This is a genomic window from Larkinella humicola (genome assembly GCF_008727875.1).
GTDB classification, from domain to species: Bacteria; Bacteroidota; Bacteroidia; order Cytophagales; family Spirosomataceae; genus Larkinella; species Larkinella humicola.
The window spans coordinates 182,566-202,118 of record NZ_VTWS01000007.1 but is presented as its reverse complement, the minus strand read 5'-3'; the positions used below and the strand labels follow the sequence as shown (position 1 = coordinate 202,118).

The 19,553-nt window shown below is 52.2% G+C and carries 15 protein-coding genes; 5 read left to right on the top strand and 10 right to left on the bottom strand.

The genetic code is table 11. From position 1 onward, the window contains the following. Positions 1-61: 61 nt before the first annotated feature. Both mnmA and F0P93_RS24870 read right to left on the bottom strand, forming a co-directional pair. On the bottom strand, positions 62-1,243 hold the full coding sequence (mnmA, locus tag F0P93_RS24875) for a tRNA 2-thiouridine(34) synthase MnmA (RefSeq protein ID WP_150880439.1): 1,182 nt from the start codon (positions 1,241-1,243) through the stop codon (positions 62-64). Positions 1,244-1,435: 192 nt separating this feature from the next. Continuing rightward, entirely contained in the window at positions 1,436-1,882 is a 447-nt protein-coding gene (locus tag F0P93_RS24870; RefSeq protein WP_150880438.1) for a putative quinol monooxygenase, read from the bottom strand. A 130-nt stretch (positions 1,883-2,012) separates the two neighbouring features. On the opposite strand from F0P93_RS24870, the gene F0P93_RS24865 reads away from it, so the two are divergent. Beyond that, positions 2,013-2,915: a helix-turn-helix domain-containing protein gene (locus tag F0P93_RS24865; protein ID WP_150880437.1), complete on the top strand. Its 903-nt coding sequence runs from the start codon at positions 2,013-2,015 to the stop codon at positions 2,913-2,915. Positions 2,916-2,928: 13 nt separating this feature from the next. On the opposite strand, the gene F0P93_RS24860 is transcribed toward F0P93_RS24865, so the two are convergent. The 4 genes from F0P93_RS24860 to F0P93_RS24845 all read right to left on the bottom strand — a co-directional run bounded on the left by F0P93_RS24860 (position 2,929) and on the right by F0P93_RS24845 (position 7,172). Further along, a complete protein-coding gene (locus tag F0P93_RS24860) occupies positions 2,929-5,181 on the bottom strand; it encodes a xanthine dehydrogenase family protein molybdopterin-binding subunit (protein WP_150880436.1) in 2,253 nt (750 codons plus the stop codon). A gap of 36 nt (positions 5,182-5,217) precedes the next feature. Next, positions 5,218-5,673 (bottom strand): (2Fe-2S)-binding protein, encoded by a 456-nt coding sequence (locus tag F0P93_RS24855; protein WP_150880435.1) that lies wholly within the window; start codon positions 5,671-5,673, stop codon positions 5,218-5,220. 136 nt (positions 5,674-5,809) lie between these two features. After that, on the bottom strand, positions 5,810-6,796 hold the full coding sequence (locus F0P93_RS24850; RefSeq protein WP_150880557.1) for an aldo/keto reductase: 987 nt from the start codon (positions 6,794-6,796) through the stop codon (positions 5,810-5,812). Between the two features lie 73 nt (positions 6,797-6,869). Beyond that, positions 6,870-7,172, bottom strand: coding sequence for a nuclear transport factor 2 family protein (locus tag F0P93_RS24845; RefSeq protein WP_445482308.1), 303 nt, complete (start codon positions 7,170-7,172; stop codon positions 6,870-6,872). 534 nt (positions 7,173-7,706) lie between these two features. On the opposite strand from F0P93_RS24845, the gene F0P93_RS24840 reads away from it, so the two are divergent. Further along, a complete protein-coding gene (locus tag F0P93_RS24840; RefSeq protein WP_225309640.1) occupies positions 7,707-8,909 on the top strand; it encodes a PQQ-dependent sugar dehydrogenase in 1,203 nt (400 codons plus the stop codon). A gap of 200 nt (positions 8,910-9,109) precedes the next feature. Further along, entirely contained in the window at positions 9,110-12,151 is a 3,042-nt protein-coding gene (locus F0P93_RS24835; protein ID WP_150880433.1) for a caspase family protein, read from the top strand. A 1-nt stretch (position 12,152) separates the two neighbouring features. Here F0P93_RS24835 and F0P93_RS24830 read toward each other — a convergent pair whose 3' ends face one another. Together F0P93_RS24830 and F0P93_RS24825 are read right to left on the bottom strand one after the other, a co-directional pair. Further along, complete coding sequence (locus F0P93_RS24830; RefSeq protein ID WP_150880432.1) at positions 12,153-12,863, bottom strand: LytR/AlgR family response regulator transcription factor; 711 nt, start codon at positions 12,861-12,863, stop codon at positions 12,153-12,155. Continuing rightward, positions 12,860-13,918: a sensor histidine kinase gene (locus F0P93_RS24825; protein ID WP_150880431.1), complete on the bottom strand. Its 1,059-nt coding sequence runs from the start codon at positions 13,916-13,918 to the stop codon at positions 12,860-12,862. Before F0P93_RS24825 ends, F0P93_RS24830 begins: the two co-directional genes overlap by 4 nt. A 143-nt stretch (positions 13,919-14,061) precedes the next feature. Here F0P93_RS24825 and F0P93_RS24820 point away from each other — a divergent pair, with 143 nt between their 5' ends. Together F0P93_RS24820 and F0P93_RS24815 are read left to right on the top strand one after the other, a co-directional pair. Continuing rightward, positions 14,062-16,038: a DUF5995 family protein gene (locus F0P93_RS24820; protein ID WP_150880430.1), complete on the top strand. Its 1,977-nt coding sequence runs from the start codon at positions 14,062-14,064 to the stop codon at positions 16,036-16,038. Between the two features lie 18 nt (positions 16,039-16,056). Further along, a complete protein-coding gene (locus F0P93_RS24815) occupies positions 16,057-18,039 on the top strand; it encodes an adenylate/guanylate cyclase domain-containing protein (RefSeq protein ID WP_150880429.1) in 1,983 nt (660 codons plus the stop codon). Between the two features lie 48 nt (positions 18,040-18,087). Here F0P93_RS24815 and F0P93_RS24810 read toward each other — a convergent pair whose 3' ends face one another. Both F0P93_RS24810 and F0P93_RS24805 read right to left on the bottom strand, forming a co-directional pair. Beyond that, positions 18,088-18,312 (bottom strand): hypothetical protein, encoded by a 225-nt coding sequence (locus F0P93_RS24810; protein ID WP_150880428.1) that lies wholly within the window; start codon positions 18,310-18,312, stop codon positions 18,088-18,090. Between the two features lie 383 nt (positions 18,313-18,695). Next, entirely contained in the window at positions 18,696-19,553 is an 858-nt protein-coding gene (locus tag F0P93_RS24805) for a sugar phosphate isomerase/epimerase family protein (protein WP_150880427.1), read from the bottom strand.

Below are 19,553 nucleotides of genomic sequence, written 5' to 3'. Positions count from 1 at the left end.
ATAAAACCGGCAAGCCGCTCCTGATCAGGAATGACTTTCCGGTTTTAAGAAGAGAAATGGCTTAGGCAAACAATGGGAAAGCCACCTCCGCCGTTTCCTGATTGGCGTCGGATTGGCGGAAACTTTTCATGATCCAGCCCCCGCCGATGACGTCGTCGCCTTCGTAAAAAACCGCAGCCTGGCCCGGCGCAATGGCCGAAACGCCCTGCTCGAACAGCACCTTGATTTTGTCACCGTCCTGCGAAATAAGCGCCGGGGTGCCGGGGTCTTTATACCGAACTTTGGTAACGGTTTCGAGTGGTTTTTCGATCGAGGTATATTTTTGGAGATTCAACCGGCTGACCATCATGCCGTCGCGGTACAAATCCTTGTCGATTCCGAGAATGACTTCGTTGGTATCTTTCCGAATGTCGGTAACAAAAACCGGGTAGCCGAAGGCAATGCCCAGCCCTTTCCGTTGGCCGATGGTATAAAACGGATAGCCTTCGTGTTTGCCCACCACTTTCCGGGTGCCGGTTGAGGAGTCTTCGAGAATGAAATTGCCACCGGCCACTTCCTGTTCGAGTCCCGGAACGCGCCGTTTCAGGAAGCCCCGGTAATCGTTATCGGGCACGAAACAGATTTCGTAGGATTCGGACTTGGTGACCAGTTCCGTAAAACCGCGTTCGGTCGCCATCGCGTAGATTTCGGATTTCCGGAGGTGGCCCAACGGTAATTTGGTCCGGCTCAGGCTATCCTGCGAAACGCCCCACAGCACGTAAGACTGGTCTTTCAGGGTGTCGATGCCGCGGGAGATGACAAACCGCCCGTTGGCGGAACTGTCGTCGTTGATTTGCCGGATGTTGGCATAATGGCCGGTGGCAATAGATTCACAATCAAGGCGATCAGCCCGGCGCAGCAGCGCGTCCCATTTGATGTGGGTGTTGCAGAGAACACAGGGATTGGGCGTCCGGCCTTCCAGGTATTCACCCGTAAAGTGGTCGATGACGGAATCGCCGAATTCGGCCCGGATGTCGAGAATGTAATGCGGAAAGCCGAGGTTGACGGCGATGTTGCGGGCGTCGTTGATGGAATCGAGGCTGCAACAGCCGGTTTCTTTTTTACTGCCGCCGGAAGAGGCATAATCCCATGTTTTCATGGTCATGCCGATGACTTCGTAGCCTTCTTCGTGCAGCAGAACCGCTGCCAGGGAGGAGTCGATGCCGCCACTCATGGCGACTAAAATGCGTCCGTGTTTGCTCATGATGTATCTGACAAGGTTCAAAGCCTTGCGATAACTGGTTTTATTGGTTGACTGCAAAGATACAGCTTAACACGGTTTTATTGAAATCCATTCCATTCATTGGAGACGGCCTTACCCGGTTCTGACCACTTTTGCGGGAATTACGCTCAACGAGGCTGTCGTATCGGGTTACGATGGGTTAATGGATCTTCATCATTTATCTTCCTTCAGTTTTCTGAACAACAGGGGCATGGTTGCCACGTCGATCACGCCCATATCCACCAACTTTAATGATTTTACCATGTTAAGTGTCGCGGTTTTGTACTTTAGGAAGTGTGCTGTTTTCAAGTGTTGCTCGTAGGCGGTTTTGCTGGCATACAGTTCCAAAATCCGTACCGATGTGGGATTTTCTTTCTGGTACATCGGAAAGATGGCAATGACTCCCGGCTCCAATTTCACCGATGCCGCCGATTCTTCGGCCAGGATGGTTTTATACGCTTCCAGAAAAGCCGGATCTATTTCAATTTCTGAAATCCGTACCATCCTTTCCTGTTGCTGCGCAAAAGCGGTATGGTAGCTAACCAACACGAATACAGCGACTAAAAAAGAGATGACTGACTTTGGAGCTTTGGCTCTTAAACCGGTTTTTTGCTTGTCCATGGTTTTTTCAGGTAAATTCAGGTCTAGTATACAGATTACGGTTTTATGTACCAAAATTCCTGATTGAGGTATGCCCATTGGTGAAGGGTGAATAAAGCGGTAATTTTAGGGTAACTAAACCAATCGTGATATGGACACGCTGCGCCGGTTTGAAACCATCAATGACTACAATGTCTTCAATAACAATGAAACCCGTCATCCGCTGGTGAGTGTGGTTGACTTGTCCAAGGCCGATCCCCGACCAGGTTCCCGGATGTTTTTTGGTTTTTACACCATTTTCCTGAAAGATGTCAAATGCGGTGATCTGGTGTATGGACGGCATACGTATGATTACCAGGAAGGAACGCTGGTTTTTCTGGCACCGGGACAGGTCGCCGGGGTGAACAGCAATGGCGAAATGTATCAGCCAAAAGGCTATGCGCTGGTTTTTCACCCGGATATCATCCACGGCACGGCCCTGGGACGACACATTCAGGAGTATACCTTCTTTGGCTACCAATCCTACGAAGCCCTGCATTTATCGAAACGGGAACGGGAAATTGTGCTGGATTGCTTTTCCAAAATCGACTACGAATTGGAGCATGCCATCGACAAACACAGCAAGCGGTTGATTGTATCCAATATTGAGCTGTTTCTGAACTATTGCGTCCGTTTTTACGAACGCCAGTTCATTACCCGGGACTATGCGCACAAAGGCGTTTTCGAACGGTTTGAGAATTTGCTGAATGCCTATTACCAGTCCGACAAACCCCAGACCATTGGCTTGCCTTCGGTCGCCTATTGTGCCAGTGAATTAAATTTGTCGGCCAACTATTTTGGCGATTTAATCAAGAAAGAAACCGGCAAAACCGCGCAGGAATACATCCAGTCGAAGGTGATCGATGTGGCCAAAGAACGCGTCTTTGACCCTACCAAATCCATTTGTCAAATTGCCTATGAACTAGGCTTCAAATATCCCCAGCACTTCAACCGCTTGTTCAAACAGCGTGTTGGTCAATCACCCAACGAATACCGGATGCTCCATTACAATTGATTGCGGTGTGGTGCTACATCCGTTTATCCATCTCATTCTGAAAGGGTTGGTTGTAAAACCGTTTTCCCTTGTTTTTATACAACGCATTTGCCACGGCACCAAACACCGGTGGGAAGGGCGGTTCGCCCAGGCCGGTCGGGTCGAGGTCATTTTCGACAAAGTGAACGTCAATTGATTTCGGTGCTTCGTTATGGCGAATCAGGCGGTAATTGTGGAAATTGCTTTGCTCGGCGGCCCCGTTTTTATGGGTTAAAGCCCCATAAAACGCATTGCCAATTCCGTCAACCACCGCTCCCTGCACCATGTTGGTGGCGGCATCGGGGTTGATGACAATGCCACAGTCCATCGCACTGAAGACCCGCTCGACATACGGCTGGCCATCCCTGGTAACGATGTCGACCACATGGGCCGCGTAGGAATTATGGCAGAAATAAGCGGCCACGCCCCGGTTGTACTTCTCATTTCCCGGCTTGTTCCAGCCCGACTTGTCCCGTACCAACGTGAGCACGCCCGCATACCGGTCGGGGTCATACTCGTTGTTTTTGCCAACCGGATTTTCCTTGGCACGCTTCAAAAGTTCCAGCCTGAACGCAATGGGGTCTTTGCCCATGACCTCAGCCACTTCGTCCAGAAAGGATTGTTCGGCGGCTGCGTTAAAGTTGGAGCGGGGAGCCCGGAAAGCCCCAATGGTGATATTGGACGGAATCTGCCAGCCTTCGGCCAGGTAGTTCTCCACGGCCCCGGCCGGAAACCGGTTGGCATGGATCGCATGTTCCGGGATGCCGCCCCCTTTCACATGAAACGCAATCAGGTTTTTATTGGCATCCAGAGCCGCGCGATACGTTGCCGTGTACATCGGGCGATAGATGCCGTAGGTCATGTCATCCTCGCGGGTGTAGATGAGCTTAACGGGTGCTTTCGCTTTTTTAGAGATCAGGGCCGCTTCGGTCAGGTAATGGCCATACGCCCGGCGACCAAAGCCCCCACCCATCCGTGTCATCTGGATTTCAATCTTGTCGGCAGGCAGATTTAAGATTTTTGAGAGCGTCGGTTCGATCCAGCCGGGAGCCTGCAAAGGGCCTGCCAATACCGCTTTTTCGTCCGTCACATGGGCAAAGAAATTCATCGGCTCCATGCAGTTATGGGCCAGAAAAGGCGCATTGTAGGTACGTTCGATCACCTGAGCCGCATGCTGGAAAGCCGTTTCGGGGTCGCCGTCTTTTCGTAATTGCTGTGCCGGTTTTTGGGACAGTTCCTGCATTTTTTCAAGCTGGGTGCTGGTGCTTTCCAACCCGCCCGGAACCACAACCTCCCGTTTTCCACCCCGACCACTCATCGTATCTTTGGTGTCGCCCACCGGTTCCCACTGGGCAAGTAACTTTTTGCGGGCATTCATCACCTCCCAGGTCGTTTTGCCCACGACGACCAGCAAATCGTTAAACGTCCGCGTATCAAAACCGCCCTGCTCAAAACCGTCTTCGTATAACTTCAGGCTGAAAACCTCTTTGATGCCCGGCATTTTGAGGGTTTGCGACGCATCGAACGATTTCAGTTTCATGCCGAAGGCCGGCGGATGCTGAATCATGGCAATCAACATTCCGTCGACCCGATAATCCAATCCGAAGAGCGGCTTGCCGGTTATTATTTTTTGGCCCTCAACATTTTTCTTCGATTTTCTAACGATCGCAAAATCCTTCGGGGCCTTCAGTTTCAGGTCTTTCGGCACCTCCAGGGTAGCGGCTTTGTCGGCCATTTCGCCGTAGTTCGCCGATTTTCCGTTCGCATGACTCAACACACCTGCTTTGGTCGCGACCTCTTCCACCGGCACGTTCCACGTTTGGGCGGCTGCCTGTCGCAATAGGTGTCGGGCGGCTGCCCCGGCCTCCCGGAGCGGTTTCCAGTACATGCGGATCGAATTACTGCCTCCCGTAAACTGGGGACCTAACTTCGTGTTGTCGTGCGGACCCATTTCAACGACCACGTTTTTCCAGTCCACATCCAACTCCTCGGCGACAATCATGGGCAGCGCCGTCATCACATTCTGCCCGAATTCAGGATTGGGGCACAGGAGTTTGACCACGTTGTCGGCGGTAATCTGAATATAGCCATTGAGCATGGCCCATTGCTCCGGCAGGTTCAGGACCTGTCGTTTGTCCGCGGACTTGAAGCTGGATAACCAGCTAACACTGAGCATCATGCCGCCACCCGAAAGCAGGGAAGTTTTTAAGAAAGAACGCCGGTTATGGGTTGTTTTGGTCGTGTTCATGGTCAAGGTCTGGTTAACGCGTGGAGAGCAACGGGATTACTTCTTCGCCGTTGATTTGATAGCTTCTTTGATGCGCAGGTAGGTGCCGCAGCGGCAGATGTTTCCGCTCATGTACGCATCAATCTCCTCGTCGGTGGGTTTCGGATTGGTTTTCAGCAGGGAGGCCGCACTCATCATTTGCCCGGCCTGACAGTAACCGCACTGGGCCACGTCGTGTTCCAGCCACGCCTTCTGGACGGGATGGTCGCCTTTGGCCGACAACCCTTCAATCGTGGTGACGGCCTGTTTACCAATCGCCGAAGCAGGCAGTTGACAGGAGCGAACTGCCGTTCCATCCAAATGCACGGTGCAGGCCCCGCACTGGGCGACACCGCATCCGTATTTGGTTCCGGGCAAGTCCAGGTGATCGCGTAGTACCCAAAGCAGGGGCGTCGAAGGGTCGACGTTCACCTGCCTGATTTTTCCGTTGATTTTTAGGTTATAGGTGGCCACAGTGAATGGGATTCAGGGATGACAGTAAACGCTTAAGCAGGGATCGTATCCCTGCAAAGGTCTCGTTTACGCTGGAAAAGATCGATATACAAATTACGGATTTTCCTACCATTTTCACTGATTTGTTGCGGTTACCTCACAAGCCCGTCGACTTTTCCATCTGTTCGGTGTATCGGTTGCCGACCACTTCAATTTGTGCCGAGGCATCCTCGATCTTTTGCAGTTCTTCCGCCGTGAGCTGAATTGCTGTGGCTCCGTTGTTTTCGGCCAGGCGGTGTAATTTCGTCGTACCGGGGATCGGCACAATCCAGGGCTTCTGCGCCAGCACCCAGGCTAGCGCAATCTGGGCGGGTGTGGCCCCGCGTTGGTCGGCAAACTGATGCAGCAAATCGAGCAGGGCTTTGTTGGCAATCCGGGCTTCTTCGGTGTATCTCGGCAGAATATTCCGAATGTCTCCTTCGGCAAATCGGGTGGTTTCATCGATCTTACCAGCCAGAAACCCCTTTCCCAGCGGGCTAAACGCCACCAGACCGATGCCCAATTCCTCGATGGTCGGAATGATTTCGATTTCGTGCTGCCGGGTCCAGAGCGAATATTCACTCTGCAGGGCGGTGACCGGCTGAACGACGTGCGCCCGGCGGATCGTCTGCGCCCCGGCTTCCGAGAGGCCGAAATGCGTCACCTTGCCTTCCTGAATCAGTTCTTTTACCGTTCCCGCCACGTCTTCAATGGGAACGTTGGGGTCAACCCGGTGTTGGTAAAGCAGGTCAATCACTTCCAGTCGCAGGCGTTTCAGCGAGGCTTCGACTACCCGTCGAATGTTCTCCGGGCGGCTGTTGACGCCATTCATTTTACCATCCTCGATGTTGAACCCGAATTTGGTGGCGATAACGACTTCGCCCCGAAACGGTTCCAGCGCTTCGCCGACCAGTTCTTCGTTGGTGAAGGGGCCATAGACTTCGGCGGTGTCAAAGAACGTGACGCCTTGTTCGACAGCCGCCCGAATCAGCGTAATCATTTCCTGCTTGTCCCGGGCGGGGCCGTAGCCAAAGTTCATGCCCATACAGCCCAGCCCGAGGGCTGACACAGTAAGTCCATTGTTTCCCAGTTGGCGTTTTTGCATGATTGTGCTCATCATTCTGTGCGTGAATTACAGGGTTAAACTACCGAATCGATCGATTGGTAAACAACGAAATTCAACCATTTCTTCCGGTTTTAATGATATCGAGTTCTTCGTCCTTTTTCCAGGTACCACTCATGTGGACGAATTTTGACTCATCGTGGAAGAGAACAGCCAGTTTGTCCACATTCTTGTCGGCCATCCATTGCCACTTTTGCTTCGAGAGGTCAATGATTTCCTGCTCAGCTTTTGAGGTCTTTGTTGTTGAAGAAGTGGCTTTACTAATTTGAGCGAAGGACGACAGGAGGCCAATGCCACAGAAAAACAGTCCGAAAATTGACGCTTTCATGCCGGTATTGATCCGTTTAGAGTTGTTCATTGCGTTCATCGTTTTCGTGATTTAACGGGTAAGTCATCCATTCGTCAATCGAGCCTTTTGCATCGTTTGCAACGAAGGTGGTCTTGCAAAGGTCTCTGCATTTCTTCTATCGGATGGTATACAGATTACGGTTTTGTCTACCAATATTCCTGATAAGGAGATATCGATTGGGTAAGGGTGAATAACGCGGTAATTTTGGTAACGAAACCAATCATGAAATGGATACGCTGCGCCGGTTTAAGGCCATCGTTGTTCAACAATTCTCGTGCAATTTAACCGCTTGTTCAAACAGCGGGTTGGGCAATCACCCCACGAATACCGGATGCTCCACTCGGATTGATTTGGGTTTACATAAGCCGCCACTGTGATTACCAAATAGAATTTTTAACGCCTGTGAGCCCAAGTCTGTAGGAAGTATTTCAGCGGAAAGAAACCAAATTAGGTGTTTAGCGTTACCAGGTTTAATATTGTAGTAAATTACATTCGAACTGAAAGAAGCCTTGGGGCTGAACCAACATGAGCAATCGATTTATCATGATCCTGACGGGTACTTCACTCGCTTTTTTAGCGGGTGGTCCAAGTGTATCCGCTCAAACCGCATCGTCTGCACAGGCGCCGGTAGAAACCAAAGAACCCAATTCGGCCTACAAATCGGCTTTTGCCGGACAAACCCGGGTTGCCGGGATCAAATCCGCTACCCCTTATGAAGGCAAGGTCTTGACGGAAGACCTTAAGAGCCCCTGGGGAATTACCAGCCTGCCCGATGGAAGGCTGCTCATCACGGAAAAGAAAGGTACGTTGCGCATCGCCACCGTCGACGGAAAGCTGAGCGAACCGATCACGGGTCTGCCGAAGGTAAATTCTGCGGGCCAGGGTGGGCTGCTGGGCATTCGGGTCGATCCCGCCTTTGCGACCAACCGCATGATCTACTGGGTATTTGCCGAACCGTTGGACGAGGGGAATTTGACAGCGGTTGGCAAGGGGAAACTCTCTGCCGATGAAAAAACGGTGGAGGGAGCAACGGTTATTTACCGCGCCACTCCCGCTTACAAAGGAAATCTGCACTACGGTGGCCGGATTTTGATCGATAAAGCCGGTAATCTGGTGATCAGCACCGGCGAACGGTCGGATCTGGTAACCCGCCCGCAGGCCCAGTCGGTCAATTCGGGATTGGGAAAAGTCATTCGCATCACGAAAGACGGCAAACCCGCTGCCGGCAATCCGTTTGCAAAACAGGCCGATGCCCGGCCCGAATTGTATTCCTACGGACACCGCAACGTGCAGGGGCTGGCTTTCCATCCGGTTACCGGCGATCTGTGGGAGGCTGAATTCGGCCCCAGAGGAGGGGATGAAATCAACCGGATTGAGCCCGGCAAAAACTACGGCTGGCCAACCATCACCTACGGCATCGAGTACAGTGGAAAGCAAGTCGGTGAGGCCATTCAACAGAAAGACGGCCTGCAACAACCGGTGTATTACTGGGACCCGTCCGTGTCGCCAAGCGGGATGACGTTCTACAGCAGTGATCGCATTCCGGAATGGAAGAACAACCTTTTTGTGGGTTCGCTGAGTGGCATGCACATCGTCCGGTTAAAGATTGAGAACAACAAAGTTGTGGGCGAAGAACGGCTGCTCTCGGGCGAATCTCAGCGTTTTCGGGATGTGACGCAGGGCAAAGATGGTGCTTTGTACGCGATTACCGACCAGGGAAAGCTGTACCGGATCGACAAAAAATAAGCTTCCAGGTTCTGCTTTTGACCCGAGCATCCTGCCTTTAAAACGGAAGGCATCGTTTGGCCGAATCCCGTTTTTCCTGAAAAACCGCTTGAATACCAGCCGGTTTTTTCAGGGAAGACGGGATTTGTGATTATTTTCCTATATTTCTGGCGATCACCGGTTTAGGCCGTGGTACCACGAAATTCCTCCAAACTCTGACGATGAACCCTTCAACCTCTGTGCCTCCCGCAACTCTTCCGAAACTATATTCCTTTGTGGTAGGCATCAACGCCTATCAGCAGGTACGCTCGTTGAACGGAGCCGTGCAGGACGCGGCCACGATCGAACATTATCTCGAAAGCCTGACCGATGTGGAGCACCATTCGCTCCACCTCAGCGACCGGGAAGCTACCAAAACCGCCATCGTCGCGGGCTTCCGAACGCACCTGAAACAGGCCGGACCGAACGATACGGCCTTGTTCTATTTCGCGGGCCACGGTGCTCAGGAAGCCGCCGACCCTACGCTCTGGCCGACCGAAGCCGACGGCAAACTCGAAAGCATCGTCTGTTTCGATGGCGACGCGGTCCATACCTGGGATTATTTGCTGACCGACAAGGAGTTAAGGTGCCTGATTGCGGAACTGAGCCAGACCGGGGCGCACGTTGTTACGATCTTCGATTGTTGCCATTCCGGGGATAACACCCGGTTTTTTGATCTGCTCGCGGCAACACCCGAAGGGCAGAAAATGCAGGAGCGTCGGTTGTCGCAATCGGCTCCCATGCGGCCGTACGCCGGTTTTATTTTTCAGGAACAGTTTACGGAAGACGATTTTCGGCAGCAGGGACTCGATCAGCTCATTCCGCTGGGAACCCACATCCAGCTGGCGGCCTGCGAATCGGACGAAGCGGCTGTGGAAGACCGGGAGAACAAGGAGGGCGTTTTTACCAAAAATCTGGTAGCGGTTTTGAAAGCGGCCAACTCCGCCATTTCGTACCAGGCCCTGCACAACCGTGTGCGGCAATACATGCGGTTTGCCTACGAACAACGCCCCCGCATTTCGGCAGCGGGCGACGCTTCCGACAAGCTCTTGCTGACCGGTTTTTTAAACCGGCCGATCGACACCCAAACCGCCGTTGCCGAAATTAACTTCAATCCGAACAAACGGCAGTGGCTGCTCGATGTCGGAGCCATTCACGGGGTAGGGCGGACGACGAAATCCATTCAATTACTGGACGATAGCGGAAAACCGTCTTTTTCGGTGACACCGCTGAAAATCGGGGCCGATTACACGCTGTTGAAAATCGGGGCGGAGCAGGAAGCCGGACTCGACCGGGGCAAGGCCTACCGGGCCGAAGTGGAGGGCCTGCTCACCGAACCCATCAAACTCCATTTCATCAACCACAACGGCGATGTGGCCGAACAGGCGCTCTTGTTGAAAACCCTGACCGAAAAAGCTGGGGCGTTTTTCATCCCGGAAGAAGACGAACAAACGGCGGATTACACACTGCACGTTCGCAACGGTCTGTTGTACTTTTCCCGGCCCGGTGACGAAAACCGTCCACTTATCCGCACCGTACCGGCAGACAATCTGGAGCGGGCGTATGAGCAGTTGACCCAGTATCTGCGGCATCTGGCTGCCTGGCAATACCTCAAGGAACTGCGCAATCCCGAAGCCCCGGAGCCGATTCTGACCATTGCCGTTACGCCCGAAGTCGCACCAACGGTAGTCTTGAAAGGCGCGCAACCGACGCCGGTCACGATCCCGTTGCAGGAGAGCACAACGCCGTCCGGCAAAACCGTCTGGGCCAATAAAGTCAGCATCCAACTGATCAATCCAACGGCTCAGGTGCTGTATTGCACGGTGTTATACCTTTCCCGGGATTTCATAGCAATGAAGGATTTTCTGCCGGTGAACGAGCGTCTTCAGGCGGGAAACTACCGACTCGAACCCGGAAAATCGGAACTGCTGGGATTGCCCAGCCGGAAATCGCTGACGGGGCGGAATGATTTTGTGCGGATGAGCCTGGAAGAAACCGTCCGGCAATACAACTGGCCGGAAGTGACGGAATACTTTAAAGTGATCGTTTCCGTGAATCCCCTCTCCGAATCGACGCTGGCGATGCTGGCACTGGATGTCTTGCCATCGCCCCACACGCTGGATGAGAAATTGGACGCTGACGAGAACCGCGCGTCGGCCTTCGACACCGAAGAAGACGAGGAGGAGTTTCCGGACTGGAGTACGCAACTGGTCACGCTCCGCATTCCGAATCCGGTTTTCAACCGGGTCGATCTGGGCGAACTGAACCGGATGCTGGAACCGGTGCTGGTCGAGGGCGTGCCGGTGGCCAATCCGATGGCTGATTTTGCGCTCGGGCTATATTTTCAGCCGGACCCGATCGATGCGGAGCTGGTGCTGCGGGACGATCTGGCCGTGACGGGCGAAGAACAGCGCGGGCTGTGGGGCGATGTGAAAACGTTCGTGAGCAACCAGATCGCCTACCAGATCCGAAACCGGCAGTACATGCAAAATCTGATCAAATACCCGGATCGGGTTCGGCTGGTGGCGGGTGGGGATTCGTGGTTTCAATACCCCTTGCTGAGCGATATTGTAGATTACCTGGCGCGGGTCTACTCCGTAAATAGCACCCCGGCGGTGGGGAAATCACTGAAGAATTACATCGAGAAATCGAAGTTTCTGGAAATCCTTGCGCAGGTCAGTCCGCGTTATTTTTTGCTGAGTGGCGGAGGAACGCATTTTTTTGGGGATGAATTTCCGACCTATATCCGGGATCAAACAGCGGAAAGCCTGCCCGCGCCACAGCGGTATGTAGCCGATGGATTCACGGCTGCGCTGGACGAACTGGAAACGGATTTTCAACGCCTTTTTCGCCTGATCCGGTTGCAAAATGCCAAAGTCCGGGTGCTGGTCCACGGCTACGATTACCTCCTGCCCGACGCCAGCGAAACGCAATCCGGGAAGCCGGGGAATTTGGAAAAATGCCTGACCGAGAAGGGAATAACAGATGCTGTGGAACGGAAAAATCTGATCCGGTTTATGATCGACGGGTTTAACGAGCGACTGCAACGGGCCGCATCGGCGTATGACAACGTGATTTACATCGACTTGCGGGGGAGTATCCGACCGGCCACCAGCCAGTTGAAATACTGGTACGATGAATTTCACCCGAACGACAAAGGGTTTCTGAGCATTGCCACCAAATACGCCCAACTGATCGGAAAAATGGAAAAGGAACGCGTCTGAGTTAGCCCTGAAACCGCTTGAAAAACTCGGCTTCGTAGCTCATGCCGACCGGTATTTCCTCCCCGGCGAGGGTGATCATCCGGTTTCGAACGGTCTCGATCCGGTTGAAAGCCACGATGTAGGAGCGATGAACGCGAATAAACCGCTCGCTTCCCCCGTCGGCTTCCCGGAGTTTTTGCAACATGGTTTTCATCGTCATGCGGGCCACAATCGGGCGGTTGACCTGGTGGATGTGAATCTTAAGGTAGTCGTCCAACCCTTCGATGAACAGAATGTCCGACAACGCAATTTTGTGCAGCGTATAATCGGCGCGGATATAGAGGTACGCTTCCATCGCCGGATCGGTTGTCTGCCGGAATTTGTGCTGTGTGTTTGCTTTTTGAACCGCTTGCTGAAACCGCTCGAAGGTAAACGGTTTCAACAGGTAATCGACTGCATTGAGCGTGAAGCCTTCCACGGCGTATTCGGCGTAGGCCGTGGTGAAAATCACCAGTATGGGTTCCGGAATCGCTTTGTGAAATTCAATGCCGGATACCGACGGCATATTGATGTCGAGAAAAAGCAGATCGGTGGGTACTTTGTGCAGGTGCGAAAGGGCTTCGTCGGGTCGCAAAAACGTCTTTTGCAAGTCGATGGTGTTGAGCTGGCGGCAAAAATGGGTCAGTACCCGCAGCGCAGGGGGTTCATCGTCTAATGCAATGGCTCGGATCATGCCAGGTTCAGGGTTAGGTCAACGGCGAACCCGGTGGGGTTGTCGTTGATGGTCAGGACATGTTGGTTGGGATACACCAGTTTCAACCGGGCTTTGGTGTTGTCGATGCCAATACCGCCCGACGCTTCGTCATTGTGATACAACCGCACTTTTTTGTTAAACACATACAACCGCAAGGTGTTCTCATTCAGCGAAATCGTGATGTGAATGATCGATTTTTCTTCCGGATTGACGCCGTACTTGAACGCGTTTTCAATAAACGAAATCAAAATGAGGGGTGCAATCTGTTTCCCATTAAAGAAGCCGCTGACGGCGTACTCAATCTGAACCGTATCGTCCAGCCGCAACTGCTGCAAGGCGATGTAATCGCTGATGTAGGCCACTTCTTTCGCCAGAGGAACCTCGTGGCTTCCGGCATCCCGAATGACGTAACGCATTAACGACGAGAGCTTTACGACAGCGTCGGCGGTTTTGTCCGATTTTTCAATGGCCAGCGAATAGATGCTGTTGAGCGTGTTGAACAGAAAATGCGGATTAATCTGGGCTTTCAGGTACGACAATTCGGTCGATAGTTTTTCCTGTTCGGTTTGTCGCCAGCGGTTTTTGATCTGGAGATACAGGGAAACGAAAATGCCTACCAGATACAGGAACAGCGCATGACTCAACTCAAACCCAAAAGGCGGTTTGGCCTGCGGACCGCCCGGAACCGGCCCCTGGGGGCGGGGAGGATGGGGCAACGCAGGTATGGGAACAGCAACCAGATCCCCGCGATCGACCAGCACAACGGCCCCGATCAGAAGCAAAAAACTCCCCGCAAGGCTGGTAACATAAAGGATATACTTTCCTTCTAAATACAATTTTGGAATCAGGTAATAATAGTTGGCGTAAAAGAAAACCAGCATGAAGAGGTACGACAGAAAATTAGTTCGTTCGTGCGGGTTGCTGGTCAGTTTGGTGAGGCCCGAAAAACCGTCGGGCGCAAAAAGATAAGGAAGAGACAAAAAGGCCAGACTAAGCAGAATATGAATCAGGATGGGCGGAATGGTTCGTTTCATAGAATTGATTTTCACCGTAAACTACAAAATGCCGTAACCCGGTGAAAACGATTGCGGTAGAAAGCGCGAATGTGCCGGAGAAATTGGAAATGAGTTACTAAAATAGTTATTTGTGGTAACGTTAACGTTTGTCCTTCCTCCCGATGAATACCCCTTCCCTTGCTACCTGGACTGATGATTTTCTGTGGAGCAAACGACGGATGGGCGACCCGCTCGCCGACGGAACCATTGCCGCCATTTTGCTGGACAATCAGAAAGGGGAGGTCGATCAGATTTTCCAGATGCTGGTGCAAAACCGCAACTTCCCCAACCCGGCTTTCGACGTGTTGCCGGATCGGTTGAAGCAGATTGTGGAAGAGTATTTTGTCAAAACCCGCCAGCTTCCCGACTGTGCCGAACCGTTTAAACTCATGGTGGCGGCCGATGTTTTCAAGCAATATGGCCCCAAAATTCTGCTGCTGCTGCTTTGTAAATCGCTGCCACTGTGCTACACCTGTTGGCGGGGGGCCAAGGTGTTGTACCGAACCGGCCGTCTGCGCGTTCACGATGGTTCGCTCGATTCGTTTACCCGGCGGCTGATGGAAACCGCCCAGTTTGTAGTCAACATCCTGACCCTGAATAGTTTTGAACACGATGGCCTGGCCGTTGTTTCCATCCAGAAAGTTCGGCTGATTCACGCCGTGATCCGGTATCACGCCCAGCAACACCGCTGGGACGTTGAGAATTTTGGCATTCCGATCAATCAGCAGGATCTGGTTGGCACCTTGCTGTCGTTTGGCGTCGTGATCATCGACGGGCTGAAGCAGATGGACATCGAACTGACGCCCGAGGAACGGGAGGCCTATCTGCACCTCTGGAAAGTGGTGGGGTTCATGATCGGCGTCGATGATGACCTGAATTCGGAAAACGAAGACGACTGTCGGCATCTGATGAACGCCATTCTGGAGCAGCAGGCCGGCCGGTCGCCCGATGGCGGTCGGGAAGGTGCCGAACTGACCGATGCCTGCATCGACCTCATGAACTCCCGGCTGTCGTTCGGGCCGCTCAAAAATCTGTCACCCCTGTTTGTACGGTTTTTTATTGGTGATCAATACGCCGATCTGCTGGAGGTTCCCAAAGACGACGACAAGGATGATTCGCCGGTGATGAACGCCATTCAGTGGCTCGACAAAGGGTTTCGCTCCGTCGGCGACCGTCATTTGCTGATGGGTGCGGTGGGCCGGGCGTTCAGCAACCAGATGATCGATCTCGTGATGTCGTATCACAACGGGGCCAAAAGCGAGCAGTTTTACCTGCCCTCGGCCCTCACCGACACCTGGCAGTCTGAGGCTCCGGACTTCCGGATCCCGCCCGCACAGACCATTGAAGAAGTGATTTTTTACTTGGATAAAGTAGCCCGGCACCTGCGGTCACAGAACAATCCGATCGGGTTGTTTGCTGCCGTTTATAAACTGGTAACGCTGCGCGTCCAGGACGGTTTGAAGGCGGGTATCTTCGAAAATCTGGTAGAAATGGAGCAGGTTGATGTCGGTTTTGGCAACCGGTATTTTGAGGCTCTCAATCAGTATTTCGATGGCAAACCGGCGTCTGCTCCCTGGCAGTTGTCGTTCGATGCTGCCAAAACGGTGATCACCACCAACCAGTACATTTTTTCGGCAGCTAACGCCCACATTTCCTACGATCTGCCGATTGTGGTGGCGGAAGTTTATAAAGGAAAAGACCTGGAGTTATTTAAGAATGACTTTGATAAAATGAATGGGTTATTTGAAGATATGTACGACCAGATGAACGACGACATTGGCCGGATTTTTCGGCCCTTTGGAACGTTTGTAACCTATTTCTCGGACAAAATTAAAAACGTTGAGAAGGCGGTGATGAAGATGGGGCGCGAACAGGCCTGGGCCAACACCGTCGGATTTCACCAGTCTCGGTCCGAAACCGAATGGAAAGAGCGATTGGCTTTATTAGAAGCCAGTTCGGCTAAAATGGGCAGTCTGGTGGCCCGTCCTCCCTGGCTTTTGCGGCTGCCATTGGCCTATGTAGCCCGAAAAGAATTTGGTACAACGGCTCACAAGGTCGACGTGATGCTGCGAACGGCCCTGCTTCCGACGATTTCATAAACGGTAAACCCCCATTCTATGAACCGACTTGTACTGATTTTGCTGATAAGTCTGTTGGTTGGCGGTCGGGCGGGAGCCGGACCCATTCGCATCAGCGACCTGACCGAGCCCTACGATTTGTATAAGGCCAGTGAGCTGCTGGAGGTCAGGGCCGGTCGTGTTTCCATCGATGAATTACTCCAGAACCCGGGTCGATACCGGTTTGTTCCCACCGAAAACCGCCTGATCAAGCCCTATGACCACCAGTTTGGCTACTGGTTCCGGTTTCAGATTACGAACGAAACGGATCGCGAGGTGTTCATGCAGTTTATCTATGCCGGGACCGAATTCATCCGCGTGTATGAAACGGTGGATAACCGGATTCTGACCCTTCATAAGCTGGGATCGCTTCAGCCCGAACCGGCTGCTCCCTTTCGCAAAAGCATTCAGTTCTGCCCGATTCAGGCCCGTAATGGTCAGACCCACACCTTCTATGTCTACATGGAAGGGGTTTATACGGGCGTTTTGCCGATCTATGCCCTATCGACTACCCGGCTGATTGAAAGCCAGCACTATTCCGATCTATTTTACGGAATTTATTACGGATTCATTCTGATTATCATCGTTTACAGCCTGGTGCTTTACATGCGTCTGCGCGAACAGGGGAATTTAAGGTATGCGATCTGGGTGTTTTTTATCGGACTCCTGATGGCCCTGTTCCGGGGACATACCAGCGAGTTTTTCTGGCCTGCCAATCCGTCCATCGAACGGTATTCGGCCGCCCTGTCTTCCGTCACCGGTGTTCTGCATATTCTTTTCACGCTGACCTTTCTCCGGCTGCGTTTGCAGGCCCCCCGGTTTTATAAAATCGGTATTGGCATCGTGGTTCTTTACTTGCTTAGTTTCGTTCTGAACGTAGTGAACGTCAGTCTGAATTATCAACTGGGGCGTCAGATCGACATCGTACCGGTGGTGGTCCTGCTGGAGGGGACGTTCAGTATCGTGGCCGGTCTTGTGACGCTGCGCAAGGGTTTTCGACCGGCCTTGTTTTACATCGCCGGCAACCTGTTTTTCTACATCGGCATCTTCGTTTTCCTGATGTATACCTACGGTCAGCTCCCGTTCAGTTTCTGGACCTACGAAAGCATTCACCTGGGCGTTGGGGTCGAAATACTGTTCTTCGCAGTGGCGCTTACCTACAAAGTGAATCTGCTGAAAAAACGACGTCAGGAAGCCGAACAGGAGCAAATCCGGTTGCTGGTCGAAAACAAACGGCTCGTGAGTGAGCAAAATGCGATGCTGGAGCAAAAAGTGCAGCAGCGCACCGAAGAACTCCAGGTGGCCAAACAGCGGTCGGAAGAGCTGTTGCTCAACATTTTGCCGGCGGAGGTGGTCGAAGAGTTGAAACAAACCGGACGTTCGAAGCCGCGCCGGTTTGAGCGGGTAACCGTGTTGTTCACCGACATCGTCAATTTTACGAGCATGGGCGAGCGGCTTTCCCCGGAAGAACTGGTCAACGAGATCGACTATTACTACCGCTCATTCGATGCGATTCTGAACCAGTACCGCATCGAAAAAATCAAGACCATCGGGGATGCCTATTTATGCGCCGGGGGATTGCCGGTGGTGTATCCCGAAAATCCGGTCGAGGTGGTTCGGGCGGCTCTGGAAATGCGGACGTTCCTGCTCCGAAACCAGCGCGAGCGGCAAACCAACGGACAGCAGCATTTCGAATTTAGGATCGGGGTTCACACTGGTCCGGTAGTGGCGGGCATTGTGGGCGACCGCAAGTTTGCCTACGACATCTGGGGTGACACGGTCAATACCGCGGCCCGAATGGAGCAATACGGGGAAGCGGGGAGAGTCAACATTTCCGAAACTACGTTTCGGCTGGTGAAAGAGCAGATTCGGTGCAGTTACCGCGGGAAAATTGCGGTGAAGAATAAAGAAGCGTTGGATATGTATTACGCGGAGGAACTGGTGGGAGAAGAAGAACGGGAGACTTTGCGTGAAATCGACTGAACCGACAGATCCATGCGGCCTAGCAAGATTCAGGCCAGAAACGTCAGTTTATTCCAAAATTGCCATAATCAGCTTAGCAATCAATTTATACCACAAAAACGCAAAACCCACGGCAACAGAAAGAATCACAAACCAGAGGGCTGCTTTCTGAATGTTGAGTCTATAAGGCGTTTTTTTACGGTATTTTGCCATTTTATGAGTACCCGGTATAGCGTCAACTCGGTTTACCCCGATTTGGTTAAAGGCTTCGTTGAAAACAGCTTTCGTAATCATAAAATCGTTCCCGTTATAGATTATACCGTTCTATAGACTGATAGCCAGTTAATCTCAAACTTTGTGCCATTTGTTTCCCGGCCTTCCGATTTTAGTAACATATCTTGCCTGCGTTCCCGTGCTCAAAGTGGGGTCAGGGCTGTTACATGCCTGTTTGGGCGGTTTAGGGCTCTTTCTATTGAACAACCTCTGATTGATATAGTCGATGCCGAAGGCAAAAGTAAAGGCAATTCTGATGTTATTGTCACCAATAAATAACAAGCGGTTACCGGTCAGTAAATAGGTGAGTGCCAGGAAGTGGGATGAAAGGCTAAAAAAAGGACAGGATGAAGTCGCCTGCGCCACCTCGTCCTGTCCTTCAAATTTCGCTCTTCCAAAAAACGTTACTCCGTCAGGTTTTTCAAATACGCAATGCTTTTTGGAACCTGATAACTCCAGATGTTGCTTTCGTCTTCGATAAAATAATGCTTGATACCGACTTTTTTAGCGGTTTTCAGCACCATCGGCATATCGATCTGGCCCGTTCCCAGAATCACGTCGTTTTCCTGAGGGGTGTTGCCGGTGAAATCGCCTTTTACACCTTTTTTGAGGTCTTTTAAGTGCATGAGTTTCCAGCGATTGCCGTATTTGTTCAGTAATTTGACCGGATCGGCACCGCCGTGGGTAGCCCACAAAATGTCCATCTCGAACGAAACATACCGGGGGTCGGTGTTTTTCACCATGTAATCGAACAGCGTTCCGTCTTCATACGGCTGAAATTCAAAACCGTGGTTGTGGTAACAGAACGTCAGGCCGTTTTCTTTCAGTACTTTGCCCACCCGGTTAAAATCTTCTACCGCTTTCTTCGCGTTTTCCAGCGTAAAATTCCCTTTTTGATGTGGAATCCAGGCGCACATAACGAACTGGGAACCCAGTTCTTTGGCGCTCTGAACCACCGCCATCGGATCTTTCACCAGAAGTTCGTAGCCCGCGCCGGTGCCCGGAATCGAAATATTCCGGTCTTTCAACATCTTCTTGAACTCTTCGGTAGTCACGCCTTTCGGAGTGCCGCCTTCCATCTCCGTAATGCCTAGCGACTGAATCGTGTCCAAGGTGGCGGCCACACCTTTCGGGAAGCTGTTCCGGTACGTATACGACTGAATACCAATCGGGAAGGTATACACTTTCTTTTGGGCAAAACCACTGCTGAAATGTAGCAGCAGGGCCGTACTCAGGACGAGGGATAATCGGGTTTTCATCAT